The 25232-nt window shown below is 71.1% G+C and carries 29 protein-coding genes; 16 read left to right on the top strand and 13 right to left on the bottom strand.

All coding sequences use genetic code 11. The features are described from left to right. The first annotated feature begins 65 nt into the window (after positions 1-65). Positions 66-539 (top strand): carboxymuconolactone decarboxylase family protein, encoded by a 474-nt coding sequence (locus ABZX65_RS16925; RefSeq protein ID WP_355339668.1) that lies wholly within the window; start codon positions 66-68, stop codon positions 537-539. A 73-nt stretch (positions 540-612) separates the two neighbouring features. On the opposite strand, the gene ABZX65_RS16920 is transcribed toward ABZX65_RS16925, so the two are convergent. Then, positions 613-1326 (bottom strand): SDR family NAD(P)-dependent oxidoreductase, encoded by a 714-nt coding sequence (locus ABZX65_RS16920; protein ID WP_355339665.1) that lies wholly within the window; start codon positions 1324-1326, stop codon positions 613-615. Between the two features lie 101 nt (positions 1327-1427). Between ABZX65_RS16920 and ABZX65_RS16915 the strand changes: the two genes are divergently transcribed. The 3 genes from ABZX65_RS16915 (at position 1428) to ABZX65_RS16905 (ending at position 3591) form a co-directional block, all read left to right on the top strand. Then, complete coding sequence (locus ABZX65_RS16915) at positions 1428-2276, top strand: helix-turn-helix transcriptional regulator (protein WP_355339662.1); 849 nt, start codon at positions 1428-1430, stop codon at positions 2274-2276. A gap of 148 nt (positions 2277-2424) precedes the next feature. After that, positions 2425-2910: a GNAT family N-acetyltransferase gene (locus ABZX65_RS16910; RefSeq protein WP_355339659.1), complete on the top strand. Its 486-nt coding sequence runs from the start codon at positions 2425-2427 to the stop codon at positions 2908-2910. 45 nt (positions 2911-2955) lie between these two features. After that, the gene (locus ABZX65_RS16905) at positions 2956-3591 is read left to right on the top strand and encodes a TetR/AcrR family transcriptional regulator (RefSeq protein WP_355339656.1); all 636 of its coding nucleotides are present in this window, start codon (positions 2956-2958) and stop codon (positions 3589-3591) included. Positions 3592-3598: 7 nt separating this feature from the next. On the opposite strand, the gene ABZX65_RS16900 is transcribed toward ABZX65_RS16905, so the two are convergent. From ABZX65_RS16900 to ABZX65_RS16890, 3 genes are all read right to left on the bottom strand, one after another. Next, entirely contained in the window at positions 3599-3961 is a 363-nt protein-coding gene (locus tag ABZX65_RS16900; protein ID WP_355339653.1) for a hypothetical protein, read from the bottom strand. Between the two features lie 96 nt (positions 3962-4057). Next, positions 4058-4537, bottom strand: coding sequence for an RbsD/FucU domain-containing protein (locus tag ABZX65_RS16895; protein WP_355339651.1), 480 nt, complete (start codon positions 4535-4537; stop codon positions 4058-4060). Between the two features lie 105 nt (positions 4538-4642). Then, positions 4643-5479 carry a chitosanase gene (locus tag ABZX65_RS16890; RefSeq protein ID WP_355340133.1) on the bottom strand — a complete coding sequence of 279 codons (837 nt, stop codon included), beginning with the start codon at positions 5477-5479 and terminating at the stop codon, positions 4643-4645. A 231-nt stretch (positions 5480-5710) separates the two neighbouring features. Here ABZX65_RS16890 and ABZX65_RS16885 point away from each other — a divergent pair, with 231 nt between their 5' ends. Next, positions 5711-5947 carry a DUF2277 domain-containing protein gene (locus tag ABZX65_RS16885; protein ID WP_355339648.1) on the top strand — a complete coding sequence of 79 codons (237 nt, stop codon included), beginning with the start codon at positions 5711-5713 and terminating at the stop codon, positions 5945-5947. Positions 5948-5979: 32 nt separating this feature from the next. Beyond that, positions 5980-6420, top strand: a complete 441-nt coding sequence (locus tag ABZX65_RS16880; protein WP_355339645.1) for a PPOX class F420-dependent oxidoreductase — start codon at positions 5980-5982, stop codon at positions 6418-6420. 634 nt (positions 6421-7054) lie between these two features. On the opposite strand, the gene ABZX65_RS16875 is transcribed toward ABZX65_RS16880, so the two are convergent. Both ABZX65_RS16875 and ABZX65_RS16870 read right to left on the bottom strand, forming a co-directional pair. Beyond that, a complete protein-coding gene (locus ABZX65_RS16875; protein WP_355339642.1) occupies positions 7055-8518 on the bottom strand; it encodes an LCP family protein in 1464 nt (487 codons plus the stop codon). Between the two features lie 336 nt (positions 8519-8854). Further along, positions 8855-9721, bottom strand: a complete 867-nt coding sequence (locus tag ABZX65_RS16870) for a helix-turn-helix transcriptional regulator (RefSeq protein WP_355339639.1) — start codon at positions 9719-9721, stop codon at positions 8855-8857. A 181-nt stretch (positions 9722-9902) separates the two neighbouring features. Here ABZX65_RS16870 and ABZX65_RS16865 point away from each other — a divergent pair, with 181 nt between their 5' ends. Then, the gene (locus tag ABZX65_RS16865; protein ID WP_355339636.1) at positions 9903-10379 is read left to right on the top strand and encodes an ATP-binding protein; all 477 of its coding nucleotides are present in this window, start codon (positions 9903-9905) and stop codon (positions 10377-10379) included. A gap of 39 nt (positions 10380-10418) precedes the next feature. Here ABZX65_RS16865 and ABZX65_RS16860 read toward each other — a convergent pair whose 3' ends face one another. Further along, complete coding sequence (locus ABZX65_RS16860) at positions 10419-10655, bottom strand: DUF397 domain-containing protein (protein ID WP_355339633.1); 237 nt, start codon at positions 10653-10655, stop codon at positions 10419-10421. Positions 10656-10911: 256 nt separating this feature from the next. Between ABZX65_RS16860 and metG the strand changes: the two genes are divergently transcribed. Then, on the top strand, positions 10912-12645 hold the full coding sequence (gene metG / locus ABZX65_RS16855; RefSeq protein WP_355339630.1) for a methionine--tRNA ligase: 1734 nt from the start codon (positions 10912-10914) through the stop codon (positions 12643-12645). A 31-nt stretch (positions 12646-12676) separates the two neighbouring features. On the opposite strand, the gene ABZX65_RS16850 is transcribed toward metG, so the two are convergent. The 4 genes from ABZX65_RS16850 to aspS all read right to left on the bottom strand — a co-directional run bounded on the left by ABZX65_RS16850 (position 12677) and on the right by aspS (position 16705). Beyond that, positions 12677-13486, bottom strand: a complete 810-nt coding sequence (locus ABZX65_RS16850; RefSeq protein ID WP_355339627.1) for a L,D-transpeptidase family protein — start codon at positions 13484-13486, stop codon at positions 12677-12679. A gap of 29 nt (positions 13487-13515) precedes the next feature. After that, positions 13516-14340, bottom strand: coding sequence for a hypothetical protein (locus ABZX65_RS16845; protein ID WP_355339624.1), 825 nt, complete (start codon positions 14338-14340; stop codon positions 13516-13518). Next, positions 14330-14845 carry a SigE family RNA polymerase sigma factor gene (locus ABZX65_RS16840; protein ID WP_355339621.1) on the bottom strand — a complete coding sequence of 172 codons (516 nt, stop codon included), beginning with the start codon at positions 14843-14845 and terminating at the stop codon, positions 14330-14332. The genes ABZX65_RS16845 and ABZX65_RS16840 overlap by 11 nt, the downstream gene beginning before the upstream one ends. A gap of 81 nt (positions 14846-14926) precedes the next feature. Continuing rightward, positions 14927-16705 (bottom strand): aspartate--tRNA ligase, encoded by a 1779-nt coding sequence (gene aspS / locus ABZX65_RS16835; protein WP_355339618.1) that lies wholly within the window; start codon positions 16703-16705, stop codon positions 14927-14929. A gap of 161 nt (positions 16706-16866) precedes the next feature. Here aspS and ABZX65_RS16830 point away from each other — a divergent pair, with 161 nt between their 5' ends. Both ABZX65_RS16830 and ABZX65_RS16825 read left to right on the top strand, forming a co-directional pair. Beyond that, positions 16867-18984, top strand: coding sequence for a SpoIIE family protein phosphatase (locus tag ABZX65_RS16830; RefSeq protein WP_355339615.1), 2118 nt, complete (start codon positions 16867-16869; stop codon positions 18982-18984). A gap of 220 nt (positions 18985-19204) precedes the next feature. Beyond that, positions 19205-20410, top strand: coding sequence for an acyltransferase (locus tag ABZX65_RS16825; RefSeq protein ID WP_355339612.1), 1206 nt, complete (start codon positions 19205-19207; stop codon positions 20408-20410). On the opposite strand, the gene ABZX65_RS16820 is transcribed toward ABZX65_RS16825, so the two are convergent. After that, positions 20358-20810 (bottom strand): ATP-binding protein, encoded by a 453-nt coding sequence (locus ABZX65_RS16820; RefSeq protein ID WP_355339609.1) that lies wholly within the window; start codon positions 20808-20810, stop codon positions 20358-20360. The two genes, ABZX65_RS16825 and ABZX65_RS16820, sit on opposite strands and share 53 nt — an antisense overlap. A 215-nt stretch (positions 20811-21025) precedes the next feature. Here ABZX65_RS16820 and ABZX65_RS16815 point away from each other — a divergent pair, with 215 nt between their 5' ends. From ABZX65_RS16815 to ABZX65_RS16805, 3 genes are read left to right on the top strand one after another with little or no spacing between them, the layout of a single operon-like run. Then, positions 21026-21877, top strand: coding sequence for a helix-turn-helix transcriptional regulator (locus ABZX65_RS16815; protein WP_355339606.1), 852 nt, complete (start codon positions 21026-21028; stop codon positions 21875-21877). Positions 21878-21889: 12 nt separating this feature from the next. Next, a complete protein-coding gene (locus ABZX65_RS16810; protein WP_355339604.1) occupies positions 21890-22081 on the top strand; it encodes a hypothetical protein in 192 nt (63 codons plus the stop codon). A 60-nt stretch (positions 22082-22141) separates the two neighbouring features. Next, positions 22142-22333 (top strand): hypothetical protein, encoded by a 192-nt coding sequence (locus ABZX65_RS16805; RefSeq protein ID WP_355339601.1) that lies wholly within the window; start codon positions 22142-22144, stop codon positions 22331-22333. A gap of 55 nt (positions 22334-22388) precedes the next feature. Here the strand turns inward: ABZX65_RS16805 and ABZX65_RS16800 are convergent, their stop codons facing one another. Continuing rightward, positions 22389-22559 (bottom strand): hypothetical protein, encoded by a 171-nt coding sequence (locus ABZX65_RS16800; protein WP_355339598.1) that lies wholly within the window; start codon positions 22557-22559, stop codon positions 22389-22391. A 183-nt stretch (positions 22560-22742) separates the two neighbouring features. Here ABZX65_RS16800 and ABZX65_RS16795 point away from each other — a divergent pair, with 183 nt between their 5' ends. Genes ABZX65_RS16795 through ABZX65_RS16785 form a run of 3 tightly spaced genes read left to right on the top strand, consistent with a single transcriptional unit; the run spans position 22743 to position 25206 of the window. After that, positions 22743-23264, top strand: coding sequence for a hypothetical protein (locus ABZX65_RS16795; RefSeq protein ID WP_355339595.1), 522 nt, complete (start codon positions 22743-22745; stop codon positions 23262-23264). Positions 23265-23266: 2 nt separating this feature from the next. Next, entirely contained in the window at positions 23267-23653 is a 387-nt protein-coding gene (locus ABZX65_RS16790) for a tail fiber domain-containing protein (protein ID WP_355339593.1), read from the top strand. Next, positions 23650-25206: a glycosyltransferase gene (locus ABZX65_RS16785; RefSeq protein ID WP_355339590.1), complete on the top strand. Its 1557-nt coding sequence runs from the start codon at positions 23650-23652 to the stop codon at positions 25204-25206. The genes ABZX65_RS16790 and ABZX65_RS16785 overlap by 4 nt, the downstream gene beginning before the upstream one ends. Positions 25207-25232 lie beyond the last annotated feature (26 nt).

Genomic DNA, 25232 nt, shown 5'->3' with positions numbered 1-25232 from the left:
GCCGGGGACGTCGTGGAAGGGCGGCGGCGGCGCGGAAACGCACGAGCCCGAGGAGTAGTAACGCCATGGAAGCCCGTCTGAACCTTTTCGAGAGCCCGCTCGCCGCGAAGTCGCTGCGGCACCTCACCGCGGCCGGCAAAGTGCTGGCGGACTCGACGGTGCCGCTCGCCACCCAGGAACTGGTACGGCTGCGCGCCAGCCAGATCAACGGCTGCGGATTCTGCACCGACATGCACACCAAGGACGCGGCGGCGGCCGGGGAGACGCAGCAGCGGCTCAATCTGGTGGCCGCGTGGCGCGAGGCCAAGGTCTTCACCGACGCCGAGCGCGCGGCCCTGGAGCTGGCCGAGCAGGGCACCCGTATCGCCGACGCGGCCGGGGGCGTCGCGGACGAGGTGTGGGCGAACGCCGCCAAGCACTACAACGAGGAGGAGCTGGCCGCCCTCGTCACGGGCATCGCCCTGATCAACGCCTTCAACCGGCTGAACGTGATCATTCAGCAGCCCGCGGGGGACTACGAGCCGGGCATGTTCGGCTGAGAGCCAAGGGGCGGGCGGCACCCGCGGCCCCGGCGTACAGGGGCCGTCGGGGCCGCCCCGTCAGGGGCCGCGGCTACCAGGGCAGCGGCCCCTCGGCGTCGAAGTACCCGCCGGTCGGGCCGTCGGCCGGCACCTGCGCCATCCGGACGATGATCTCGGCGCCCTGCTCGACCGTCTGGACCCCGGTGTTCCCGTTCAGATCGGTCTTGGTGAAACCGGGCTCGACGGCGTTGATCCGCATCTCGGGGAACGCCTTCGCGTACTGCACGGTGATCATGTTCACGGTGGTCTTCGACGCCGGGTACGCGACGCCCGGATACGCGTAGGCGGGGGTGCCGGGGGCGCTGAGCCGGGACAGCGAGGCCAGGCCGCTGCTGAGGTTGACCACGACCGGCGCGGCCGAGCGGCGCAGCAGCGGCAGGAACGCGTGGGTGACGCGCACCAGGCCGAAGACGTTCGTCTCGAACGTCTCCCGCATGACGTCGGCGGTCAGGTCGGCGGCGCCGACGACGCCGTTGTCGGCGGTCCTGCTCTCGATGCCCGCGTTGTTGACCAGGACGTCGAGGCCGCCGTCCGCCGCGATCGCCTCGGCCGCGGCCCCGACGGACGCGTCGTCGGTGACGTCGAGCCGGACCGCCCGCGCGCCCGCGCCCAGCCGCTCGACGGCCTCCCGCCCGCGGTCGGCGTCCCGGCTGCCCACGTAGACGGTGTGCCCCGCGGCCAGCAGGCGGCGGGCGGTCTCGAAGCCGAGGCCCTTGTTCGCTCCGGTGATCAGTGTCGTTGTCATACGTCCACGGTGCGGCAGGCCCGCCGGGGCAGCCAGTGGCCCGGTCTTCCTGGGACTGCCGGTACCAGGACGGCGCGGGCCGCACGGTGCACAGTGGAACCATGGCGACCACGGAGTTCGGGCACACGGTACGGCGCTGGCGCGACCGGGTCTCCCCCGAGGCGGCCGGGCTGCCCGCCGGGGGCCACCGGCGGGCGGCCGGGCTGCGCCGCGAGGAGCTGGCCCTGCTCGCCGGGATCTCCGTCGACTACGTCACCCGGCTCGAACAGGGCCGCGCGGCCAACCCCTCCGAGCAGGTCGTCGAAGCGCTCGGCCGCGCGCTGCGGCTGACCACCGCCGAGCGCGAGCACCTCTTCCACGTCGCCGGACTCGTCCCGCCGGGGCAGGGCACCGTCCCCGCGTACATCACGCCGAGCGTGCAGCGCATGCTCGACCGGCTGACCGGGACGCCGGTCGCCGTCAGCGACGCCGCGTGGACGCTGCTGCTGGCCAACCCCCTGTACGTGGCCCTGATGGGGCAGCAGCAGGGCAACGAGCGCAACGCGATCTGGCGCAATTTCCTCGGCTCCGGCTCCCGGGTCCGCCACACCCCCGAGTCGCTGCGGCTGCTGGAGATCTCCCAGGTCGCCCAGTTGCGCGCCACCGCCAACCGCTACCCCGCCGACCAGCGCCTGCGCCGCCTGGTCGCCGAGCTGCGCGCCCGCAGCCCGCGCTTCGCCGAGCTGTGGGAATCCGGCGAGGTCACCCGGCACGACGCCTCCCGCAAGACGATCGACCACCCGGTGGTCGGCCCGCTGACCCTGGACTGCGACATCCTCAGCGTCGCCGGAAGCGATCTGCGGATCATGGTCTACACCGCCGAGCCCGGCACCGAGGACGCCGAACGCCTCACCCTGCTCGGCGTCGTCGGCACCCAGGCGCTCAGCCCCGTCGGGACCCCCGGCACCTGACCCGCGCCTCCGTACGCCTCGCGGAAGACGGCGCGGACGACTCTCCCGAGCCCTGCTGCCGGGGCGGTGGCCCCGCGGTCTGCCGCCGGGGCGGTGGCGCGAGGGGGGCCGGGGCGAGGCGGCGCGGGCGCTCGCGGATACTTGGGGGATGCGGACGAATGGGGCGGTACAGAGCGCTGACCTGCGGTGGGCGCTGCGCGCGGCCGTCGCGGGGGACGTGGAGCCCATAGCCGAGCTGCGGGCCGTCGTGATGCGGGCGGATCTGGAACGGCTCGGGCGGTACGACGGGCACCGGGTACGGCAGCGGCTGCGGGACTCGTTCTCGACGCGGTACACCTCGGTCGTCACCGTCGAGGGGGACTTCGCCGGGTGCGTGACGCTGCGGCCCGCCGAGACCGGCGGCGCTCTGCTCGAACACTTCTATCTGGAACCCCGTTACCAGGGGCGCGGGTTGGGCTCGGCCGTGCTGCGGGAGCTGCTGGGCCGCGCCGACGCGCGCGGCGAGGACGTACGGCTGAACGTCCTCCAGGGCAGCGCCGCCCGGCGGCTCTACGAACGGTGGGGCTTCGTCCTGGAGACGGAGGACGCGGTCGACGTGTTCATGGTGCGCCCCTCGCCGGTCGCGAACGCCTGAGGTTACGGTGATTCACCTTGTGGTGACGGGTGTTAACCTGCGGATATGACGCCTCCCGCCGAGCGCACCGCACCGGCCCGCCGCAGTGGACAGCACCACGGCGACCTCCGCAACGCCCTGGAGCGGGCCGCCCTCGGCCTCGTCGCCGAGCGCGGGCCGCACGGCTTCACGCTCGCGGAGGCCAGCCGGCGGGCGGGGGTCAGCGCGGCGGCGCCGTACAAGCACTTCGCCGACCGGGACGCGCTGCTGGCGGCGCTGGCCGAGCGCGGGTACCGCGAGCAGCACCGCCGGTTCTCGGCCGCCGTCCGTCAATCCGCGGACCCGGTCGAGCAGTTGGCGGACTTCGCCGCCGCCTACGTCCGGTTCGCGGTGGAGGAACGGGCCCTGTTCGACATCACGTTCAGCGCGGGACTCGACAAGTCCCGCTATCCGAGCCTGGCTTCGGCGGGCGACCAGGTGCTGACCGCCGTGCTCCCGACGGCCCGCCGCCTCACCTCGGGCGACCGCGCGGTGGAGTTGATACTGGACGTCTCCTCGGCCGCGCACGGCCTGGTCCTCTTCCTCGCGGAGGGTCTGCTCGGCCCGGCGCCGGACGCCGTCGCCCGCGCGGAGTCCCGCGCCGCGCGCACCGCCCGCGCCCTGGCCCGCGCGCTGCCGACCGTCACGCGTGAGCCGCGCTGACGCGTCGTCAGAGGTCGGTGATCTCCTGGGCGTAGAGCGTGGTGAGCGGCTGCGGGCCCACGTACTGCTGGCAGTTGCACGTGCCCGGCTCGTAGTGCGTGGGCTTCTTGTCCGCGTCCCAGGCCGTGGGGACCTCGACGGTCTCGTGGCAGCGGCCGGACTTGTCGTGCTTGGCCAGGTGGTGGGTGCAGCCGCAGACCGGCTCGGGGCCGCGCCCCGCCGCCTCCAGCTCGCGGCGCTCCTTGCGGTCCGCCTCAAGGCGCTCCATCGTGCGCTCGTGCCGGGTGCGCAGCGCGGTGCGGACGGTGTCGGCGATCGAGGTGAAACCGCCGACCGCGAAGAGGGCGATCACCCACCAGAGCCAGTTCATACGGAAGGAACCCCCGTGTCGAGCGTGCACAGCGTGTGGGCCCCAGCGTAAGCCGCCACCCGGCCGGGACGGCAGGGGGCGAAGGCCGTCCGCCGCTCAGCGGTCCTCCGACCGCACTCCGATCGTGAGCAGCAGATTGGCGTACGTACGCCGGTCGCCGGTGGCCACCACGAGGGCGGTGTCGGGGCCGCGGGCCGCGTCGTAGAAGGCGAAGCGGTCGAGGCCGTCGAGGGTGAGGCCGGGGAGGGCGGCACGGAACTCCGCGAAGATCTCCGGCTCGGAAAGGTCGGAAGTGTCGGACGTCTCGGAAGTGTCGGACGTCTCGGAAGTGTCGTCACGGTCAGGCAGCGGGGTCATGACGGCCGCCGCCTCGATCGGGACCGCGTCGACCAGGGCGTCCAGTACCTCGGTGACCAGCAGCCGGTCGGGGCTGAGGTTGAGGTAGACGCGCTCGGCGGCCGGGTTGGCGCCCGTGGTGTGCGGATAGTGGCCGTCGCTGATCAGGACGCGGGAGCCGTGGCCCGCGGCGGCGAGCGCGGCGAGGATCGCGGGGTGGGTCAGTCCGTAGCGCAGCATGGGCGGCGGCTCCTTCGATACATCCGATCTCTGCATCCGACCCCGGGAGCGTACCCGGCCCGCCGACACAAGGGTCGGCGGGCCGGGGGCGGGAAGCGTCGGGCGCTACGGAAGCGTCAGGATCTGGTACGAGTCCCCGTACGTCTTCCACTTCAGCGGCGGGTCCAGGTTGAGGTTGCCCGCGTTGAGGAAGACGCGCTGCTCGGTGTCGACGCGGCTGGTGTCGTCGTGGGCGTCCTCGGTCTTCATCGCGGCCTTGCGGGCGTCGAGGAAGGCGTTGAGGTACGTGGTCTCGTTGCCGCCCTGCGCCGGGGTCTTGGCCTTCTTCATGGCGGTCTTGCGGATGCCGCCGAAGCTGACGGAGTCGTCGCCGGGGCCGTGCATCACGATGGCGTCGTAGTAGATGAACTGGCCGAGGGTGCCGAGGCCGTCCGTCTTGGCCTGGTTGACCGACGGGTTGAAGTAGACGCGGTCGCGCTCGTCGTTCTGCGCGGTCTGGAAGACGGTGTCCTTGGCGGCGGTCTTCCACGCGCTCACGAAGGCCGAGCCGAGGCCGGAGTGCGAGTCGGAGCCGTTGACGCTCTCCAGCGCGGGGAGGTACTTGGCCAGGACGTTGCCGGGCTTGAGGTCGTTGTAGTGCTTGACCAGGTCCAGCATGTCGCCGGTGCCGGAACAGAAGCCGATGATGCCCGCGGTGTAGCCGCGGCCGTCGCCGATGTCCTCGATGTACTTGTACTGGGCCTTCCAGTCCAGCGAGGAGTTCTCCGCGCTGGAGACCAGCTCCATCGCGATTTCCTTCTTGTGCGGGTCGGCGAGACCGGCTGCCGCCGCCTTGGGCGCGACGGCGGCGGCGTGCGCGCCGGGCGCGGTGGCCGCGTTGCCCGCCGTGGCCAGGGCCAGCGAGGCGCCGCCGCCCGCCAGTACGCCGACGGCGGCGATCATGGCTATCCGGCGGCTGGGGCGCCGGTTCGAGCGGTGCGAGTGGGGGGATCGGTGCACGTGCGTCTCCGTTTCCGGCCGTCGGAGGAACGGCCAACTGCGGGGGCCTGCTGTGCAGTTAGGAAAGGTTCCTAACCAATGGAGAGCATTGAAGCACTGCGACGGCCGCACGCCAAGGGGCCGCCGCGACCGAGTTCGGGTCGCGATGTCGTACCCCCGCGCGACACTGGAGGCATGTGCAGAAGCATCAAGACCCTGCGACCGCCGATGACGCCCGATCCGGACGAGGACGACATCGAAGCGGCGGCGCTCCAGTACGTCCGCAAGATCTCCGGTTTCCGTGCGCCCGCCGCGCACAACCGGGAGGTCTTCGACGCCGCCGTGGCCGCCGTCGCCGCGGCCACCGCCGACCTCCTCGACGGCCTGGAGGTACGCGGCGCCGCCGCCCGCGCCCACGGCGGGGCGGCCTGACCCCCGGACCCGCCCGGCCCTAACCTGACCCCATGCAGCACATGACCGAGGCCGAATGGCGCGCCTTCGCCTCCACCGGTACCCGCACGGGGAAGCTCGCCGTCCAGCGCAAGGACGGCGGTCCCCACGTCACGCCCGTCTGGTTCCTGCTCGACGACACCGACCCCTCCGACATCCGCGTCGTCTTCAACACCGGCAGCGACTCCCTCAAGGGCAAGGCCCTGCGCCGCGACGCCCGCTTCGCGCTCTGCGTGGACGATCAGGAGCCGCCCTACTCCTACGTCCTCTTCGAGTGCACCGCCGAGCTCGTCGAGGACCCCGCCGCCCTGCTTCACTGGTCCACCAAGATCGGTTCCCGCTACATGGGCTCCGCCCGGGGGGCCGAATTCGGTGCCCGCAACGCCGTTCCCGGTGAATATCTCGTCCGTGGCCGCATCAACCGTGTCACGGCCCAAGCCGCCGTAGCCGACTAGCCCTCCGGGCCCCGCCCCCACCCAGGACGGTAAGCCGATCTTTCCCGGGCCCCGCCCCCGCACCCGCACGTGGCCCGGACGGTGGGCCGATCTTTCCCGGGCGCCGCCCCCGCACCCGCACCTGCCCGGGGCAGTGGGCCGGATCTTTCCCGGGGCCCGGCCCCCGTGCCCGCACCTGGCCCGGACGGTGGGCCGATCTTTTTAGGGGCGCGGGGAACTGCGCGACCAGCCCCCACCGGGCTTTCAGCCCGAAAACAACCGCATCTGCCCCGCTGGGGCCGGTTCTCACGGCGCACCACCGCCGTGGCTGAGCGCGCAGTTCCCCGCGCCCCTAAAAACACGTGGCTGGCCCCCCGGCAAAAGAACCGCACCAGGGCCGCGCCCCAAAAAACACGTGGCTGCCGCCCCGGCAGAAGAACCGCCCAGGGCCGCGCCCCTAAAAAATCGGCGTGCCGACCAGCGCAAGGAAACCGCCCAGGGACCGCGCCCCCAAAAAACGCGTGGCTGCCGCCCCAGCAGAAGAACCGCCCGGGGCCGCGCCCCAAAAAATCGGCGTGCCACCCAGCGCAAAGGAACCGCCCTGGGGCCGGGCCCCTGGAAGAGCGCCCCTGGCCGGGAGGGGCCCGGCGGGGGGCTAGCCGTAGGAGAGTTTTTTGCAGGGGTCGGTGTCCGCGGCGCGAGCCTGCTGCGTGAGATTGGTCGGCAACGGCTTCGGCTTGCTCGCCGCCGAGGCGAAATCCTGGCCGACGACGAGATTGATGCCCGAGATGTCGAGCGGAGCGAGCTCCGCGCCGGGAAAGAGCTTGGCGAGCTCGGTGGCGTGCGCCTTGTCGGCGGGCCCGTACTCGATACGGGTGGTGGCGTGGTCCTGGGACTTGGCGGTGGAGGTCCCGGTGACGGTGTAGCCGGAGCCCTTGAGCTTGTCGGCGGCCTTGCCGCCGAGCCCGTCCACGGTGGTGCCGTTGAAGACGCCGACCGAGACGCCGGTGCCGTCGACCGTGGCGGCGGGCGTCGGGGAGGCCGTCGACTTCGGCTTGCCCGAGGCGTCGACGCCTTCCAGGGTCCGGTTGGCCCGCAGCTCCGCGAAGAGGTCGTCCACGTCGGGGTGGACGAGGTCGATGCGCGGCCCGTCGTACTTCCACGGCGCGGTGATGAACTGGATGTTCTTGAGGTCGATGTTCTTCAGCGACAGCCCGAAGGACATGAGCTTGGTGGCGCTGCCGAGCCCCGGGTCCACGGTGAGCGACTTGGTGGCGGCGTCGGCCAGCGGCAGCAGCGTCGTCGGGTTCATGCCCTGCCCCTTGATCTTGGCGATCAGGGCGGACAGGAACGCCTGCTGCCGCAGCATGCGGCCGACGTCGGAGTTGTCGCCGACCCCGTGCCGTACGCGGACGTAGTCCAGCGCCTGCTGGCCCTGGAGGTTCTGCATGCCCGCGTCGAGGACGACCTTGCCCTTGCTGCCGCGGTTGGGGTTCATGTCCCCCTGGTAGATCTTGTTCGGCACGCAGACCTCGACGCCGTGCACGGCGGAGGTCATGGACGCGAAGCCCTCGAAGTCGACCACCATGGTGTGGTCCACGCGCAGCCCGGACAGCTTCTCGATGGTGTTCTGCGTACACGCCGGATTGCCCTTGGCCGTGTCGCCCATCGAGAACGCCGAGTTGAACTGCGCCCTGGGCTGGTCCGGCGACCACTTGCCGTCGGGCAGCAGGCACGGGGGTATGTCGACCATCGAGTCACGCGGTACGGAGATGCCCACCGCGTGTTTGTGGTCGGGGTAGACGTGCAGCAGGATCGTGGTGTCCGAGCGGCCGATGTCGCCGGAGGCGGAGCCGCCGAGCTTGCCGTTCGCGCCGGAGCGGGTGTCGGAGCCGATCAGCAGGACGTTGACGGCGGTGTGGCCGTTGGCGTCCGCGGGCCCGGCCTTGGGCCGGTTCTTGCTCAGCCCCGCCGAGTCGAACGTCGAGATATTGGCGTTGAGCTTCAGGTAGATCGCGCCGGCGCCGCCGGCCAGCAGCACCACGAAGGCGACGGATATCGCGATGATCCAGCGCTTGCGACTGCGCTTGGGTTCTCGCTTGCGCCCACGAACGCCCATTCCCACACCTTCAGTCCGGTGGCTCGCACGCACACGACGAAGCCCCAACGTTTACCACTTGAACCATCCCGCTCGTATGACGCGCGTCACACCGGCTCGCCTCGGGGGAATTGCCCGGCGAGACACTGTACGTGGTGCGCATTTCGGTAATCGTCAATGCGGGGAGGGTGACGGAATCGGGAGCGGAAGCTCCGCATCCGCGGCTGTCCGTGGCGCGGCGCGCACGCGAAGGGCTCGGGCGCACGCGAAGGGCTCGGGCGCACGCGAAGGGCCCGGGGCGCACGCGAAGGGCCGGCTCCCGCCGTCATCGGCGGAAGTCGGCCCCGGGCGCACGGCTCACAGTTCGCGCTGGAAGGAGTTCAGCCAGTCCAGGGAAGCAGTGGGCGTCAGCGCGACATCACTCAGCGCGTTCATCGCCTTCTGGTACTCGACCACTTCGTCGGGCTTGTCGATGTAGAGCGCCCCGGTGAGCTGCTCCAGGTAGACCAGGTCCGGCAGATCGGACTCCGGGAAGCTCAGCAGCGTGAAGGCGCCGCCGCCCGCCGCGTGCCCGCCCGTGGCGAACGGCAGGATGCGGACGTCGACGTTGGGCCGCTCGGCGGCTTCCAGGATGTGCCGCACCTGGTCGATCATCACCTGCCGGCCGCCGAACGGACGGCGCAGCGCGCCCTCGTCCATGACGGCGACGAAGTGGGGCGCCTGCTCGGAGACGAGAAGCTTTTGCCGCTCCAGGCGTAGACCGACTCGTCTTTCCACCCAGGGCACGGCTGCCTCGGGGTGACCAAGCCGGATCACCGATCTTATGTAGTCCTCGGTCTGCAACAGGCCGTGCACGAACTGCACTTCGAAGGTGCGGATCAGCGCGGCCGACTCCTCCAGGCCCACGTACGTCTGGAACCACGTCGGCATGACCTCGCCGTATCCGTGCCACCAGCCGGCCGCGTTGGCCTCGCGGACCAGGCCCAGCATGGCCGCCCGCTCGGCTTCGTCCGTGACCTCGTAGAGGGTCAGCAGATCGGCGACGTCACGCTCCTTGAAACTGACTCTTCCCAGCTCCATGCGGCTGATCTTCGATTCGGAGGCCCGGATCGAGTAGCCCGCCAGCTCGCGGGTGATGCCCTTGGACTCACGCAGCCGCCGCAGCTGCGCTCCGAGCAGCATTCGTCGCACGATGGACCCGCCTCCCGGCTGCCCTGCGCTCATAGGTCACGCTCCGCCCTTGGTTCATCAGCAGTCTGCCACTAACGGACTGCGCGGTGTACCCGTTCGGTCACTCTCCACCGACACGTGCATCAATTCCTTGCAGATGCACGTGCAGACGCTCTTGCATCGGAGGGTGCTGATCCATGAGCATGGTGGACGTGCAGATACCCCGGGGGCACGTATGAAGGCAGAGGCAGTCGCCGTGCTGGAGCCGTTATGGCAGGGAGTGCTCGCGCCTGAGCGCGTGGCCTCGGGTAACGGAGCCACCTGTGAGCTGCCCGCCGCCCTGGAGTCAGTGGGTGAGGCACGTCACTTCACGCGCGCGACGCTCCAACGATGGGATCTGTCCACGCTCCGCGACTCGGTCGAACTGGTCGCGTCCGAGCTGGTGACCAACGCGCTGCGGTACGCGGTGCCGATCGGCGCGCCCGGCGCCCCGGTACGGCTGAGCCTGGTGCGCTGGACCTCGCGCGTGGTGTGTGCGGTGCGTGACCCCAGCGGGGTGGCGCCCGTCGCCAAGGACCCTGATTTCGTGGCCGAGACCGGCCGCGGACTTCATCTGGTGGACTCGTTCAGCGAGAACTGGGGATGGCACCCGCTGAGCGGCACGGGAAAGGTCGTCTGGGCGCTTTTTCTCACACCGGGCGGACCCTGTTAGTTCCGCCGGTTCCACGCGGGTCGCGGCGCAACCGGCGCATTACGGGACCAGGTGGTCGAATTCACCGGCTTTCACGCCGATGATCATCGATTCGATCTCCGCACGTGTGTATATCAGCGCCGGACCCTCGGGGAAGCGCGAATTCCGTACGGCGACCTCGCCGTCGGGCAGGGCGGCGAACTCGACGCACGTTCCATTGGCATTACTGTGACGGCTCTTCTGCCAGACCACTCCACGTAGGTCTTCTGCAGCCATTCCGTTGTGCGTCCGGCGCATCAGCCACTCCCCATAAGTGCCATGTCTGGTACGGCAGATCATAACTCGTTGGGCAGGCACGTGCATGTGCACGTGCATGTGCACGTGCAGTCACTCGCTGTGATCTTCAGGGCTCGGCCCCCCAGGGCTGTTCACAGCCCTTCACAGCCCGGCTACCCGGAAAAGGGGCGGCGGATGCCCCCCGGTCGTCCGATACGATATTGACCGTCCGTAGAGGAATTACTCACTCCCCGCAACGAATTGGGAGCAGCCCGCAATGGCGCGTCACCTCATCACCTCAGCCCTCCCCTATATCAACGGGATCAAGCATCTGGGCAACATGGTGGGGTCCATGCTCCCGGCCGACGTCTACTCGCGGTATCTGCGGCAGCGCGGCCACGACGTCCTCTACATCTGCGCCACCGACGAGCACGGCACCCCCGCCGAGCTGGCCGCCAAGGAGGCGGGCCTGCCGGTCGACGTCTTCTGCGGCCAGGCACACCTCGCGCAGAAGGCGATCTACGACGGCTTCGAGCTGTCCTTCGACCACTTCGGCCGCAGCTCCTCGGCGGAGAACCGCGACATCACCCAGCACTTCGCGCGCAGGCTCAACGAGAACGGCTTCATCGAGGAGCGGGCCGTCCGGCAGGTCTACTCGCTCGCCGACGAACGCTTCCTGCCCGACCGCTACATCGTCGGCACGTGCCCGTACTGCGGGTACGACAAGGCCCGCGGCGACCAGTGCGAGAACTGCACGCGGGTGCTCGACCCGACCGACCTCATCGACGCGCGCTCCGCGATCAGCGGCAGCAGCGCGCTGGAGGTCCGCGAGACCAAGCACCTGTTCCTCCTCCAGTCCAAGCTCGCCGGCGAGGTCGAGGCGTGGATCGACGCGAACGGCGCCGACTGGCCCACCCTGGCCTCGTCCATCGCGCGGAAATGGCTCACCGAGGGACTCCAGGACCGGGCGATCACCCGTGACCTGGATTGGGGCGTTCCCGTACCGGCCGACACCTGGCCGGAGCTGGCCGCGGACGGAAAGGTGTTCTACGTCTGGTTCGACGCGCCCATCGAGTACATCGGTTCCACCAAGGAGTGGGCCGACGCCGCGTCCGAGGGTGAAGTACGGGACTGGAAGTCGTGGTGGTACGAGGCCGACGACACGGTCCGTTACACCGAGTTCATGGCCAAGGACAATGTGCCCTTCCACACCGTGATGTTCCCGGCGACCCAACTGGGCACCCGTGAACCGTGGAAGAAGGTCGACTACGTCAAGGCTTTCAACTGGCTGAACTACTACGGCGGCAAGTTCTCCACCTCGCAGCGCCGCGGTGTCTTCACCGACGCCGCCCTCGAGTTGCTGCCCGCCGACTACTGGCGCTACTTCCTCATCGCGAACGCGCCGGAGTCCGACGACACCTCCTTCACCTGGGAGCTGTTCGCGGCGGGCGTCAACAAGGACCTCGCCGACACCCTCGGCAATTTCGTCAACCGCGTCCTGTCCTTCTCGCGCAAGCGATTCGGCGACGAAGTGCCCGCGGGTTCGGCGGCCGGCGCCGCCGAGGCGAAGCTCGGCGAGCAGATCGCCGCGCTGCTCGCCGAATACGAGGGCCACATGGAGACGCTGCAATTCCGCAAGGCCGCGCAGTCGTTGCGGGCGCTGTGGAGTGCGGGCAACTCCTACCTGGAGGAGAAGGCCCCCTGGATGGAGATCAAGACCGACCAGGACGGCGCCGCGCTCACGCTGCGTACCGCGATGAATCTCATCCACCTCTACGCGGTGGTGTCCGAGCCGTTCATCCCGGCCTCGGCCGCCGCCATGCGGGCCGCCTTCGCGCTGCCCGCCGACGACGCCCGCTGGGTCACCGCCGACGAGGCCCGCGCGCTGGACTCGGTGCCCGCGGGCACCCCCTTCACGGTGCCGCCGGTGCTCTTCGCGAAGATCTCCGACGAGGACCTGGCGTCGTACATCGAGCGGTTCGGCGGCGACCCGGACGCACCGGCCGCCTGAGGAACGCGATCGGGGCCGTGCGTACGGCCGTTCAGCGCGCCAGCGCGGCCCCGTCGCCCATCACCACCACCGGGTGCAGCTTCGGGTCCAGGGTGCGCAGCAGCGTCCGCATGGCCTGCTGCGGCAGCGAGACACAGCCCTGGGTCGGGCCGCCGTGGTCCACGTGCAGCCAGATGCCGCCGCCGCGCGAGGCGCCCAGCGGACGCGTCCAGTCGCGCGGTGACGTGCCGGGCAGGTGGTTGTAGTTGATGGCGATGACGTAGTCGAAGGAGCCCGCCAGCGGCTCGCCCCTGAAGCCGGTGCCGGAGACGCTGAAGCCGATCGGCGCGTGGTCGTAGGGGAGTTCGGTGCCGGGGTCGGGGAGGTGGCCGCCCGCGTCGGTGAGGCCGAAGACGCCGATCGGTGAGCGCAGATCGCCGGTGCGGTGCGTGTCGGTCCAGCCGCGCAGCGCGTTGTGCGCGGCCCACACCGGACCCGACGGCCGCCAACCGGCCGTGTTCTCGCGGGTGTAGAAGGTGACCTTCGCGTCCGGCGAGTCGGGGCCCGCGCCGGTGACCAGGACGGCCTGCCGCGCGTCGGCGGGGATCTGCGAGCGCGTCTTCGGCCCCAGGCCCGGCAGTTGGGCGGGCGGCGCGGGTGTCGTGCGCACCGGCTCGGGCGCGGACCTGCCCGCCCGGCCCGCGGGACCGCTCACCACCGTGCTCAGCGGCCCCTCGTCGCCGACCTTCGACGCCCGCACGCCCGTGCCACCGGCCACGCAGCCGGACATCAGCGGGGCGGCGGCCAGCGCGGTCAGGACGGCGGCGGCCAGGAGACGGCGGGGGCGGCGGGTGGTGCGCATGACGTGGCGGGGGCCTTTCACGGGAGCCTTCACGAGAAGACGGCGTTCTTCAGCGCGTCGTTGATCTGGGACTGCTGCGCGTCGGTGGCGTCGGCCAGGCACACCGAGACCTCGATCAGGACGTCGGAGCCGGACGCGTCGGTGAGCAGGGCCTTGGTCTGCGCGGTGCCGCCGACCGCCCGGCAGGCGCTGACGACGACGGACGAGGTCACCGGGCGGCCGTCGGCGTTGAGCTTGTCCACCGTCGTCTTGCTGTGCCGGAGCGTCAGCATCATCAGCGCCCCGCCGCGGGTCAGGGTGCGGACCAGCGGGGTGCAGAAGCCGTCCAGCGGCTTGACGCAGCCGTCGGTGGGCAGGCCGAGCGCCTGCGAGGAGGCGAAGACGTCACCCGTCTTGGGCGCGACGACCGTCGTCCAGCCGGGCGGCAACCGCAGGTCGAGACCGGCCAGTTCGGGGAAGTGGTACGTGACCGCCGCCGACGCAGCGGACGCCGACTCGGTCGCGCGGGTCGTCTGTCCGGGGCTCGGGGTCGGGCTCGGGCCGCTGTCCACCGGGCCGGTCGCCGTCGGAGCGCTCGCCGTCGGGCCGCCGCTGCCGGACGCGGGCGGCGCGAGCGAGGTGACGACGGCGGGCGGCGCCGGGGCGCTCGCCGCGCCGCCGAGACCGGGCAGCACCGTCCCGGCCGCCGCGACCGCCACCACGACGGCGGCGGACATCCCGACCGCGCGGCGCCTGCGACGGCGCAGCGCACGCTCCTTGACCCGCTCCAACCGCTGTACGGGGGCGGGCAGTTGGGGCACCGCGCGCTCCAGCAGGTCGCGCAGCTCGTCCTCCGCGAAACGCTCATCCGGCATGGTGTTCACCTCCGACGCCCGTGTCGACCGCTTCGGGCAGCCGTCCGCGCAGCGCCCGCAGCGCCTTGGACGCCTGGCTCTTGACGGTGCCCTCCGTGCAGCCGAGGACGTCCGCGGTGTCGGCCACGCTCAGGTCCTCGAAGTAGCGCAGCACGACCACCGCGCGCTGGCGTACCGGCAGTTCCCGTATCGCCGCGGCCAGCGCCTGCTCCAGGTCCACGTCCCCGTACGGGTCCGCCGGCTGCGGGCGGTCGGGCAGCTCGCCGTGCGGCACCTCGCCGCGCCAGCGCCGCCGCCACCACGAGGCGTGGGTGTGCACCAGCGCCTTGCGTACGTACGCCTCCGGGCTGTCGCCCGCGATCCGGTGCCACTTCGGCCACACCCTGGCCAGCACCGTCTGGAGCAGGTCCTCTGCGAGGTGCGGGTCGCCGGTCAGCAGCCACGCGACCCGCAGCAGTCTGGGGCCGCGGGCCGCCACGAACTCCTCGAAACCGGGGTGCGACACCGTTGTTCCTCTCCACACCCCTTCAACGCGGTGACCCGCCTCCGGGGTTGCCCCCCGGCTCGCCCCTCCCGAGACGCCGTCCTAGCGCCCCGCGGAAGGGCGCCCTGCCGAAGGGCGGAGCTGGATGTGGAGCTCGCGCAGCCGCGCCTCCTCGACCTCGGAGGGCGCGCCCATGAGCAGGTCCTGGGCGTTCTGGTTGAGCGGAAACGCGATCGTCTCGCGGATGTTGGGCTCATCGGCGAGGAGCATGACCATACGGTCGACGCCCGGCGCGATGCCACCGTGCGGCGGCGCGCCGAAGTGGAAGGCGCGGAGCATGCCGCCGAACTCGGCCTCCACCGTCTCGCGGGTGTAGCCCGCGATCTCGAACGCGCGGTACATGACGGCGGGTTCGTGGTTACGGATGGCTCCGGAGGACAGCTCGATGCCGTTGCAGACGATGTCGTACTGCCAGGCCAGGATGTCCAGCGGGTCCTTGGTGTTGAGGGCTTCGAGGCCGCCCTGCGGCATGGAGAAGGGGTTGTGCGAGAACTCCACGGCCCCGGTGTCCTCGTTGCGCTCGAACATCGGGAAGTCGACGATCCAGCAGAAGCGGAAGACGTTCTCCTCGAACTGGCCGGTGCGCTTGGCGGCCTCGACCCGGACCGGGCCCATGATCTTGGAGACCTCGTCGAACTCACCGGCGCCGAAGAAGATCGCGGTGCCGGGCTTCGCGCCGACGGCGGCGAGCAGCGCGGTGACGTCCTCGGGGGTGAGGAATTTGGCGATCGGGCCGGTCAACGCGTTGCCGTCGCCGACCCGGACCCAGGCCAGACCCTTGGCGCCGAGCGAGACCGCGTACTCGCCGAGCTGGTCGAAGAACTTGCGCGGCTGCTCGGCGGTGTCGGGCACGGCGAGCGCGCGTACGTGCTTGCCGGCGAACGCCTTGAAGCCGCTCCCGGCGAACACGTCGGAGACGTCGACCAGTTCGAGCGTGGTGCGCAGGTCCGGCTTGTCGTTGCCGTACTTGAGCATCGACTCGCGGAAGGGGATGCGGGGGAACGGCGAGGTGACCGTGCGTCCGCCGCCCAGCTCGGTGAAGAGGTCGGTCATGACCTTCTCGATGACGCCGAAGACGTCCTCCTGCTCGACGAAGCTCATCTCGACGTCGAGCTGGTAGAACTCGCCGGGCGAGCGGTCGGCGCGCGAGTCCTCGTCGCGGAAGCAGGGCGCGATCTGGAAGTAGCGGTCGAAGCCGGAGATCATCAGGAGCTGCTTGAACTGCTGCGGGGCCTGCGGCAGCGCGTAGAACTTCCCGGCGTGCACGCGAGAGGGCACCAGGAAGTCGCGGGCGCCCTCGGGGGAGGTGGCCGACAGGATCGGGGTGGCCATCTCGTTGAAGCCGAGCGCGGTCATCTCGCGGCGCAGGAAGGAGATGACCTGGGTGCGCAGCATGATGTTGCGGTGCATGCGCTGGCGGCGCAGGTCGAGGAAGCGGTTGGTGAGCCGCATCTCCTCGTTCGCGTTGTCCTCGGGGAAGACCGGGAAGGGCAGCGGGTCGGCCGCGCCCAGCACCTCCAGGGCGGTCACGTCGACCTCGACCTCGCCGGTCGGCAGCTCCGGGTTGACGTTCTCCGCGGAGCGGGCCAGGACGCGGCCGTCGACGCGGACGACGGACTCCTTGGACTGGCCGCTGAGCTGGTCGTACACCGGGGAGCCGGGGCGGACGACGAGCTGGGTGAAGCCGTAGTGGTCACGCAGGTCGACGAAGAGGATGCCGCCCAGGTCGCGGCGATTGTGCAGCCAGCCGGACAGGCGGACGTCGGTGTCGACGTCGGTGGCGCGCAGCTCGCCGCAGGTGTGGGACCGGTACCGGTGCATCATTCGTCCTCGACGCTGGATGTTGGGTGGGTGGCCGGGCCAGCGGCCCAGCACAGCTTACCGGCGCCCGCACACCGGCCTCACTCCGGATTCGGTGGGGCGTAAGGCCACGAAGGCCGCCCTACTGGGCCATAACGCCCCAATTCTCATAAACTGTCACAATGCGCACCGAGGACGTCCTGGCCGCAGTCGGTACCGGGCTGTGGCAGTGGCACGAGGCCACCGGCACCGTGACGGTCGACGCCCGCGCCGCGCGCCTGCTCGGGCTGTCCGGCGGCCCGGCCGAGCACCGGACGTCCGCCGTTCGGGCGTGCCTGCACGCCGCCGATTACGTGTCGCTGGCCGGCGCGGTCTCGCTGGCCTACTCGGAGGGCACGGTCGCCGAGGCGCTGGTGCGGGTGGTGGGCGACGACGGCGCGACCCTGCGGACGGTACGGGCCAGGGTGCGCCCGCAGGGCACGGTGATGGCGGGCACGCTGCACGAGGTGCGCGGCGGGCCCTCACGGGCGGCTGCGCAGGCGGGCGGCGGCTGGCGGCGGGCCAGGGAGGCGTTCCTGCTGGACGCGGGGCGCGCGCTGGCCGAGGCCGACTCCACCGCCGAGGTGCTGCGGGTGGCGGCCACCTTGTCGATGCCGGGTTTCTCGCCCGACGGCCTCGCCGTCTTCGGCACGGACGGCGACCGGCTGTCGGTGATCGGGCACCACGGGCAGGCGGCGGGCACCGAGGACCCCTTCCTCGACATGCCGCTGGACACCGACTACCCGGCCGCGCTGGTGGTCCGTACCGGCCAGGCGGTCTATCTGCCGTCGCCGGCCGCGTACGAGGACCGCTTCCCGGTCACCTGGCCGCTGGTGAAACCGTTCGGCCGCTCCTCCTGGGCGTATCTCCCGCTGGTCGTGGCCGGGTCCACGATCGGCGCCTGGATGGCGGCCTTCCGCGACCCGGTGGCCTTCACGCCCGACGAGCGCTCGGTGCTCACCACCGTGGCCCGGATGCTCGCGCAGGCGCTGTCCCGCGCGCATCTGCACGAGTCGGAGCGCGCCCTGACCGACGGCCTCCAGCGCACGATGCTGCCCGCGCGCAGGCCCGGCATCGAGGGCATGGCGGTGGCCGCCCGGTACGTGCCGACCGGCGGCGGCCTCCAGGTCGGCGGCGACTGGTACGACGTGATCGGGCTGCCGTCGGGCCGTACCGCGATCGTCATCGGCGACGTCCAGGGCCACGACGTACGGGCCGCGGGGATCATGGGCCAGCTGCGGATCGCGCTGCGCGCCTACGCGGCCGAGGGCCACCACCCGGACGCGGTGCTCTCGCGCACCTCCCGCTTTCTGGCCGGGCTGCACGACGGGCTCCCCGACGGGCCGGCGGACGGGCTGCGCGACGGCCTGCACGAGGGGCTGAGCGCCGACGAGTCCGCCGACGTACGCTTCGCGACCTGCCTCTATCTGGAGGCCGACCCGCTGACCGGCACGCTCGACGTGGTGCGCGCCGGGCACCCGGAGCCCGCGATCCGGCTCGGCGACGGTACGACGATCGTCCGGCGTACGGCGGGCGGCCTGCCGCTGGGCATCGAGCCGGACACCGACTACCCGACGACCCGGCTGGTCCTGGAGCCCGGCGAGGTGCTGCTGCTGTGCACCGACGGCCTGATCGAGACCGGCGGCCACGACCTGGAGACCGGCTGGCAGCGGCTGCGCGATGTGCTGGAGGCCGGGCCCGCGGGCGATCTGGAGGAGCTGGCCGACTCCCTGATCCGCGCGGTGCACGGGCCCGCCTCCCACCACACCACCGGGCCGCTGGCCGACCGCCGCGAGGACGACATCGCGCTGGTCCTGCTGCGCCGCGACCCCGACGGCCCGACCTGCGCGGTCCCGGTCCGCCGCGCGGTGCTGACCGTCTCGCAGACCGACCCGGGCCGCATCCGCGCCACGCGCGACGACATCCGTGCCCTGCTGCACGACTGGACCTCGGCCGACCAGGTCGAGTCCGCCGTCCTGCTCGTCTCCGAACTGGTCACCAACGTGCTGGTGCACACCGACGAGGACGCCGTACTGACCGCCATGGTCACCGGCATGCCCGGCACCCGCCGCCTCCACGTCGAGGTCGGCGACCGCTCCGACGACATGCCGCACCGCCGCTCCCCCGGCGAGATGGCCTCCTCCGGCCGCGGCCTGATGCTCATCGAGGAGCTCGCCGACGCCTGGGGCGTCGACCCGCGCGGCGACGGCAAGTCCATCTGGTTCGAGCTGTACGAGGCGACGAGCCCGTCGATCGGGTGACCGCCCGGCGGGGGGCGGGGTCGGCCGCGGACGCGAATCCGTCACGGTCGTGTGAACCGGCCGTGAAACGGAGGAAAACACTGGTCGCACAGAGCGGTTGGGCCCGCTCCAACGCCCCGTGGGGCCGGTGCCTCCACCTAGCCTGAACGCCTACGTGACGGGCGATCGTACGGCCGACCGCGCGCCCTGACACTCACGCCGGCGAAAAGGCAGCACTGGGATGAGCCTGAAACTCCCCGCACCCACGGACGATCCGACATCGCCCGGCGACCCGACCGCGCCCGGCGACCCGACGTCGCCCGGCCACGTACCGGCGGCGTCCGCCGCACCGGCACCGCGTGGCGGCGGGAAGGGCCGGTTGCGGGCGCTTGACGGGCTGCGGCTGGTGGCCGCGCTCATGGTGGCGATCTACCACCTGGCCTTCCGGGGCAGCGGAGCCTGGCGCGGACAGCCGCTGGAGATCTTCCCGCACCTGTCGCACGCCGCCGCGTACGGGCCGCTGGGCGTGCAGTTCTTCTTCATCATCAGCGGCTTCGTGATCTGCATGAGCGGCTGGGGCCGCAGCGTCAAGGCGTTCGCGATCTCCCGGATCAGCCGCCTGTACCCGGCCTACTGGGCGGCGCTGATCCTGGTGACCGTCGTCCTGTTCGTCCTCGGCTACAAGACCGTCTCGCGCACCGACCTGCTCACCAACTTCACGATGCTCCAGACCCCGGCGGGCTCCGAGCGCGTCCTGGGCGTCTCCTGGACGCTGTGGGCCGAGATGCGCTTCTACGTGCTCTTCGCCGTCACCGTCCTGTGGCGCGGCGCCACCCGCAAGCGCGTCCTGGCCTTCTGCGCCCTGTGGACGATCGGCGCCCTGTACGCGGACTCCTCCGGCCAGGAGTTCCTCAAGCTGGCCCTGATGCCCGAGTACGCGCCCTTCTTCATCGGCGGCATCGGCCTCTACCTGCTGCGCCGCTTCGGCCACGACCTGCTGACCTGGGGCGTCGTCGCGACCGGCTTCCTGCTCGGCCAGCACTACGCGGTCCTGGGCCTCGTCCCCAAGCCCGGTGTGGCCGTCACCTTCCACCGCTCGCCGACCGTCGTCATCGCCCTGGTCGCCGCGGGCTTCGCCGCCATCGCCGCGGTGACGCTCGTGCGCCGCGTCGCCGACGTCGACTGGCGCTGGCTGACCACGGCGGGCGCCCTGACGTACCCCTTCTACCTGGTCCACGAGATCCTGGGCACGCTCGTCATCGAGAAGCTGAAGGCCCACACCGGCATACCGAACTACGGCGTGCTCGCTCTGGCCATCGGCTCGATGCTGCTGCTCGCCTACCTCATCTACCGCCTGGTCGAACGCCCCTTGACGCCGATCCTGCGCCGCGCGCTCACCCACCAGGCCAACCGCCTGTCCGAACCGCGCCCGGCCTCGACCGGCTGACGTCGCTGAGCCCGGCGACCACCGACTTCCCGCGCACCGGGCGCGGCACGACTCCCCAGACCTCCGCGAGCGCGTCGATGAGCACCAGCCCCCTTCCGCCCTCGCTCTCCGGCCCGGCCTCGGCCAACTCCGGCTTCTCCGGCCCGCCGTCGGACACCGCCACCCAGTAGTGCCCGTCGGCGGGCCACAGCACCAGCTCGATGACCGCGTCCTCCTCGCACCGGTCCCCGTGCCGCACGGCGTTCGTGACCAGCTCACTGGTCACCAACCCGAGATCCGCGGCCAGTTGGGGCTCCACCCCACGAGGGAGCGCCTCCGCGACGGCGTGCCGCGCCCGGCGCACGGACTCCGGCCGCGCCGGGAAGCGCCAGAGTGCTGGTAAGCGGGGGATTTCAGGCATGACGAACTCCGTTGCGTCGAAGGGGTCTTGTGGCGTCTTGAGGGTTCGCCGGTGGCATGCCGCCGTCACTCGCGGTGCGCTTCCGACGTAGTTGTGCGTAGCTGCGCGCTACTACGGTAGGGCATCGGGGGTACGTGTGCTACCTATTCGCCGATGACCCGTTGGACCGGGCTTCTCACCGCAAGGCAGACTGGGCCACGGAGGGGAGGGAGCCCATGCCGCCGAGAAGCAACCCGACAGCACGCCAGCAGCGTCTGGGTGCGGAGCTCCGCAAGCTACGGGAGGACGCGGGACTGTCCACCGAGCAGGCGGCCGCCCTGCTGGACACGAAGCGGACCGTCATCTCCAGCACCGAGGCCGGTCGGCACGGGACGAGTCCCGAACGGGTGCGCCGGATCGCCTTCGTCTACGAGTGCACCGACCAAGCGCTGATCGACGCGCTGGTGGCGATGTGCGGCGACCGCGTGCGCGGCTGGTGGGAGGCGTACGAGGACGTCCTGCCGTCGACCTTCCTCGACATCGCCGAACTGGAGTGGCACGCCCAGGGCTTGCGCGTCAGCACGATGACCCACATGCCCGGCCAGTTCCAGACCGAGGCTTACGCCCGCGCCCTCTTCGACGCCGCCATCCCGGCGTTGCCCCCGGCCGAGTACGAGGCCAGGGTCGCCCACCGCGTCCAACGCCACGAGGCGATCGACCGGCAGGACGCCCCGGCGTACGAACTCGTCGTCCACGAGGGTGTCCTCCGTACCGAGGTGGGCGGGCGCGCGGTCCTGCGCGACCAGCTCAACCACCTGATGACCGCCGCCGAACGCGACAACGTCACGGTCCAGGCCATCCCGTTCTCCGCCGGCGCCTTTCCCGGCTCGGGCCAGTCCATCCTCTACGCCCGCGGCCAGGTCGCCCGCTTGGACACGGCCGAGCTGGATCGCGCGACGGTCGTGGAATTCATCCACTCAGAGGCGCAGTTGTGCAAGTACCGGCTGCAACTGGACGAGATGCAACGCATCGCCCTACCGCCGGAGAAGACGCTCGACCTCATACACGCCATCGCGTCCCAGCTCTAGGAGAGTCCCCCCGTGCCCGACATCACCTGGGAAGCCCCCTTCTGCCAAGACGGCAGTAACTGCTTCCGCCTCGGCACCGACGCCGACGGCAACGGCTACATAGCCGTCAACGGCCGCGAGGACGAATACCTCACCGACACCCGCGAAGCCCTCCGCACCCTGATCACCGACATCAAGGCCGGCAAGGCCGACCACCTGCTGTAGTCGCGACACATCTCCATGACCTGCGCGCTCAGGCCCGTACCCCGAGGAGACCAAACCCCGATGCCCGACATCACCTGGGAAGCCCCCTTCTGCGGCGAAGGCAGCTCCTGCTTCCGCCTCGGCACCGACGCCGACGGCAACGGCTACATAGCCGTCAACGGCCGCGAGGACGAATACCTCACCGACACCCGCGAAGCCCTCCGCACCCTGATCACCGACATCAAGGCCGGCAAGGCCGACCACCTGCTGTAGGCCGGCCACCTCGCGGTCAAGGAGCCCCCGACGGCCGTCGGCCGTCGCCGTCGGGTCAGGTCACGACCCGCAGTTCGGGGCTGCCCGCCAGGTCGATGCCGTAACGGGCGTAGACGGCCGTGGTGTTCTCGCTCGTGAGGGCGTCCCGGTCGAGCGAGAGCCGGTCGGCCGTCTTCGCGGAGCCCTTCGACGGCGAGGCCCTGCTGGTCAGCCACTCCTCCGGCACCGGCGACACCCTTCTCGTACAGGCGGACCAGGGGGCGAACGTAGGTCGGGGCGGAGGGGTCACTCGATGGGGCGAAAAATGCGATCGTCGTCCCCTATGTACCGATTGGCGGAGAGCGACGGATGGGCCGTTGGGGTCGAATGACCCGGACCAACCGTCGCCGCAGCACCCGTCGGAGAAGACATGAAGGTCTCAGGAACCAGGTTCGCCGGACTCGCGGCGGTCGCCGTGAGCACGCTGTCGCTCGGCGCCATCGTCGCGTCGGCCGCGCCTGCCGTGGCCCAGCCGCCGATCTGCGGCACCACCGACTGTCCCAGTCTGTCGCCGGCCAACCTGTCGGCCACCCAGGGATCGCTGAACGTCACGCAGATGCAGTTGGAGAACATCTCGGCCACGGCGACCGACGCGGTCACCGGTCGGCCGCTGGCGGGCGCGCTGGTCCAGTTCTCCACCAGCAACGGCCGCGCGCTGGGCTCGGCGTACACCAACTACCAGGGCGTCGCCGCCATCAGCGCCTCGGAGAACTTCGGCCCCGGCACCGTCCAGGAACTACTCAACGGCTACACCGCCGTGCTGGTCGGCGACGGCATCCACGCCCCCGCCTCGGCGCACGCGGCGATCACCATCGGCACGGACTGCACCATGGCCGCCAGCAGCGACCGCGGGCTGAAGTGCGCCGTCGTCCCGGTCGACTGGAGCCGCTGAGCGTGTGGCCTTTCCGCCGTTCCGGCGCGGCCACACCGGTAGCAGCCACACCAGCAGCGGACACCGCCGTAACGACCGCTTCCGCCGAGGTCACCTCGACGGGAGCCGTCAACGGCTACCACGTGCTGGCGACCGTCGCGGCCCTGCCGGTCAGCACCTGGCGCTACCTCTGGGAGCCGGAGCACGTACGCCACATCGGTCCGATGTCCCAGGACTGGCACGCCGCCTTCGACTTCCAGCACGCCAACACCAGCGTGATCCCGCTCGTCGACGCCAACGGCGTCGCCATGGTCTGCATCCAGGCCCTGAACCGGCGCATCGACGAACTGACCGCCGAAGTGCGCGGCCTGCGCGAGATCACCGCGCAGCACGCACGGTCGGGCCGATGAGCGAGCCCGCGGACGAGGCGGGCCTGGCGGCCCTGCGCGAGTTGGTGGCGGCCCCCGCCGACCGCTTCCGTCAGCGCCCCGCCCCGGGACCCGAACAGGAACCGCGCACCCTCACCGTGGGCATGGCGACCTACGACGACTACGACGGCGTGTACTTCACCGTCATGAGCCTGCTGCTCTACCACGCGGAGGCGATGGACCGGGTCAGCGTCCTGGTCGTCGACAACCACCCCTCCGGGCCGCACGCCTGGGCGCTCAAGCGCCTGGAGCAGCAGATCCCCCAACTGCGTTACGTCCCCTACGACCGCCGCGTGGGCACCGCCGCCCGCGACCGGATCTTCCGCGAGGCCGTCTCGGACTGGGTGCTGTGCGTGGACTCCCACGTCCAGCTGCTGCCCGGGGCGCTGGCCGCCCTGCTGGACCATATCGACGAGCACCCCGACAGCGGCGACCTGCTCCAGGGACCCCTTGTCTCCACCGACGGGCACACGGTGTCCACCCACTGGGAACCGCGCTGGGAACGGTTCATGTACGGGGTCTGGGCCACCGACCCGCGCGGCACCGACCCCGACGCTCCCGCCTTCGAGATCGGGATGCAGGGCCTCGGCCTGTTCGCCTGCCGGACGAAAGCCTGGCCAGGGCTCAACCCCGCCTTCACCGGCCACGGCGGCGAAGAGGGCCACCTGCACGAGAAGTTCCGCCGCTCCGGCCACACCACCTTGTGCCTGCCCGCCCTGCGCTGGACGCACCGCTTCGACGCGCCGCGCCCCGGCCACATCACCCAGGACTGGTACCAGCGCCTGCGCAACTACCTGATCGGCTTCGACGAACTCGGCCAGAGCGCCGACGAGGCCGTCGGCCACTTCACCTCGATCCTGGGCGAAACAGCCGTCCGCCAGGGCCTGGCCGACTACCGGACCGAGACGCGCAGCCCCTTCACCGCCTTCGACGGCATCACCTGCATCAACCTCGACGACCGGCCCGACCGCTGGGAGACCGTGCGACGGCGGCTCGGCGCGCTGGAGATCCCCGCCGCGCGCGTCCACCGCCTGTCGGCCACGGCGACCCCCGTCAACCACCACATCGGCTGCGCCCTCTCCCACCGCCGGGCCATCCAGCAGGCCCACATTGACGGCCTGGAATCCCTGCTGGTCCTGGAGGACGACGCGGTCTTCCTGCACGGCACCACGTGGGTCCTGCGCCGCGCCCTGGCCGAACTCGGGTCACGGCCCTGGTCGTTGCTCTACCTCGGCGGCGCCGACTGGGGCCGGACCTTCCCGCGCGCGGAGAACTGCGGACACATCGAGCCCGTCACCGGGATCACCACCGCCCACGCCATCGCGTACCACCGCGATGTCTTCACCGACCTGCTCGACGAACTCCCCGACACCGTCGACGGCATGACCGCCTGGATCCGGCGCCACACCGCGATCGACCAGTACCTCGCCGCCTGGGACCGGCCCGACTGCTACCGGACCGTCCCCGTCGTCGCGGCCCAGACCGACCAGATCCACCTGGTGGCGGAGGACCTGCGCGACCAGTTCGCCCTCTGAACCGTCCCCGCGAAGGCACCCGAAGG

Origin of the sequence: Streptomyces sp. NPDC003300 (assembly GCF_040610915.1) — a bacterium.
GTDB lineage: Bacteria > Actinomycetota > Actinomycetes > Streptomycetales > Streptomycetaceae > Actinacidiphila.
The sequence above is the reverse complement of the archived record's forward strand: the minus strand, read 5'-3'. Positions and strand labels throughout refer to the sequence as shown.

Bases quoted from the DNA above. Each gene is read 5' to 3' on its own strand.
- ABZX65_RS16925 (WP_355339668.1), top strand. From the start codon at position 66: ATGGAAGCCCGTCTGAACCTTTTCGAGAGCCCGCTCGCCGCGAAGTCG.
- ABZX65_RS16920 (WP_355339665.1), bottom strand. From the start codon at position 1,326: ATGACAACGACACTGATCACCGGAGCGAACAAGGGCCTCGGCTTCGAG.
- ABZX65_RS16915 (WP_355339662.1), top strand. From the start codon at position 1,428: ATGGCGACCACGGAGTTCGGGCACACGGTACGGCGCTGGCGCGACCGG.
- ABZX65_RS16910 (WP_355339659.1), top strand. From the start codon at position 2,425: ATGCGGACGAATGGGGCGGTACAGAGCGCTGACCTGCGGTGGGCGCTG.
- ABZX65_RS16905 (WP_355339656.1), top strand. From the start codon at position 2,956: ATGACGCCTCCCGCCGAGCGCACCGCACCGGCCCGCCGCAGTGGACAG.
- ABZX65_RS16900 (WP_355339653.1), bottom strand. From the start codon at position 3,961: ATGAACTGGCTCTGGTGGGTGATCGCCCTCTTCGCGGTCGGCGGTTTC.
- ABZX65_RS16895 (WP_355339651.1), bottom strand. From the start codon at position 4,537: ATGCTGCGCTACGGACTGACCCACCCCGCGATCCTCGCCGCGCTCGCC.
- ABZX65_RS16890 (WP_355340133.1), bottom strand. From the start codon at position 5,479: ATGATCGCCGCCGTCGGCGTACTGGCGGGCGGCGGCGCCTCGCTGGCC.
- ABZX65_RS16885 (WP_355339648.1), top strand. From the start codon at position 5,711: ATGTGCAGAAGCATCAAGACCCTGCGACCGCCGATGACGCCCGATCCG.
- ABZX65_RS16880 (WP_355339645.1), top strand. From the start codon at position 5,980: ATGCAGCACATGACCGAGGCCGAATGGCGCGCCTTCGCCTCCACCGGT.
- ABZX65_RS16875 (WP_355339642.1), bottom strand. From the start codon at position 8,518: ATGGGCGTTCGTGGGCGCAAGCGAGAACCCAAGCGCAGTCGCAAGCGC.
- ABZX65_RS16870 (WP_355339639.1), bottom strand. From the start codon at position 9,721: ATGAGCGCAGGGCAGCCGGGAGGCGGGTCCATCGTGCGACGAATGCTG.
- ABZX65_RS16865 (WP_355339636.1), top strand. From the start codon at position 9,903: ATGAAGGCAGAGGCAGTCGCCGTGCTGGAGCCGTTATGGCAGGGAGTG.
- ABZX65_RS16860 (WP_355339633.1), bottom strand. From the start codon at position 10,655: ATGCGCCGGACGCACAACGGAATGGCTGCAGAAGACCTACGTGGAGTG.
- metG (WP_355339630.1), top strand. From the start codon at position 10,912: ATGGCGCGTCACCTCATCACCTCAGCCCTCCCCTATATCAACGGGATC.
- ABZX65_RS16850 (WP_355339627.1), bottom strand. From the start codon at position 13,486: ATGCGCACCACCCGCCGCCCCCGCCGTCTCCTGGCCGCCGCCGTCCTG.
- ABZX65_RS16845 (WP_355339624.1), bottom strand. From the start codon at position 14,340: ATGCCGGATGAGCGTTTCGCGGAGGACGAGCTGCGCGACCTGCTGGAG.
- aspS (WP_355339618.1), bottom strand. From the start codon at position 16,705: ATGCACCGGTACCGGTCCCACACCTGCGGCGAGCTGCGCGCCACCGAC.
- ABZX65_RS16830 (WP_355339615.1), top strand. From the start codon at position 16,867: ATGCGCACCGAGGACGTCCTGGCCGCAGTCGGTACCGGGCTGTGGCAG.
- ABZX65_RS16825 (WP_355339612.1), top strand. From the start codon at position 19,205: ATGAGCCTGAAACTCCCCGCACCCACGGACGATCCGACATCGCCCGGC.
- ABZX65_RS16820 (WP_355339609.1), bottom strand. From the start codon at position 20,810: ATGCCTGAAATCCCCCGCTTACCAGCACTCTGGCGCTTCCCGGCGCGG.
- ABZX65_RS16815 (WP_355339606.1), top strand. From the start codon at position 21,026: ATGCCGCCGAGAAGCAACCCGACAGCACGCCAGCAGCGTCTGGGTGCG.
- ABZX65_RS16805 (WP_355339601.1), top strand. From the start codon at position 22,142: ATGCCCGACATCACCTGGGAAGCCCCCTTCTGCGGCGAAGGCAGCTCC.
- ABZX65_RS16795 (WP_355339595.1), top strand. From the start codon at position 22,743: ATGAAGGTCTCAGGAACCAGGTTCGCCGGACTCGCGGCGGTCGCCGTG.
- ABZX65_RS16785 (WP_355339590.1), top strand. From the start codon at position 23,650: ATGAGCGAGCCCGCGGACGAGGCGGGCCTGGCGGCCCTGCGCGAGTTG.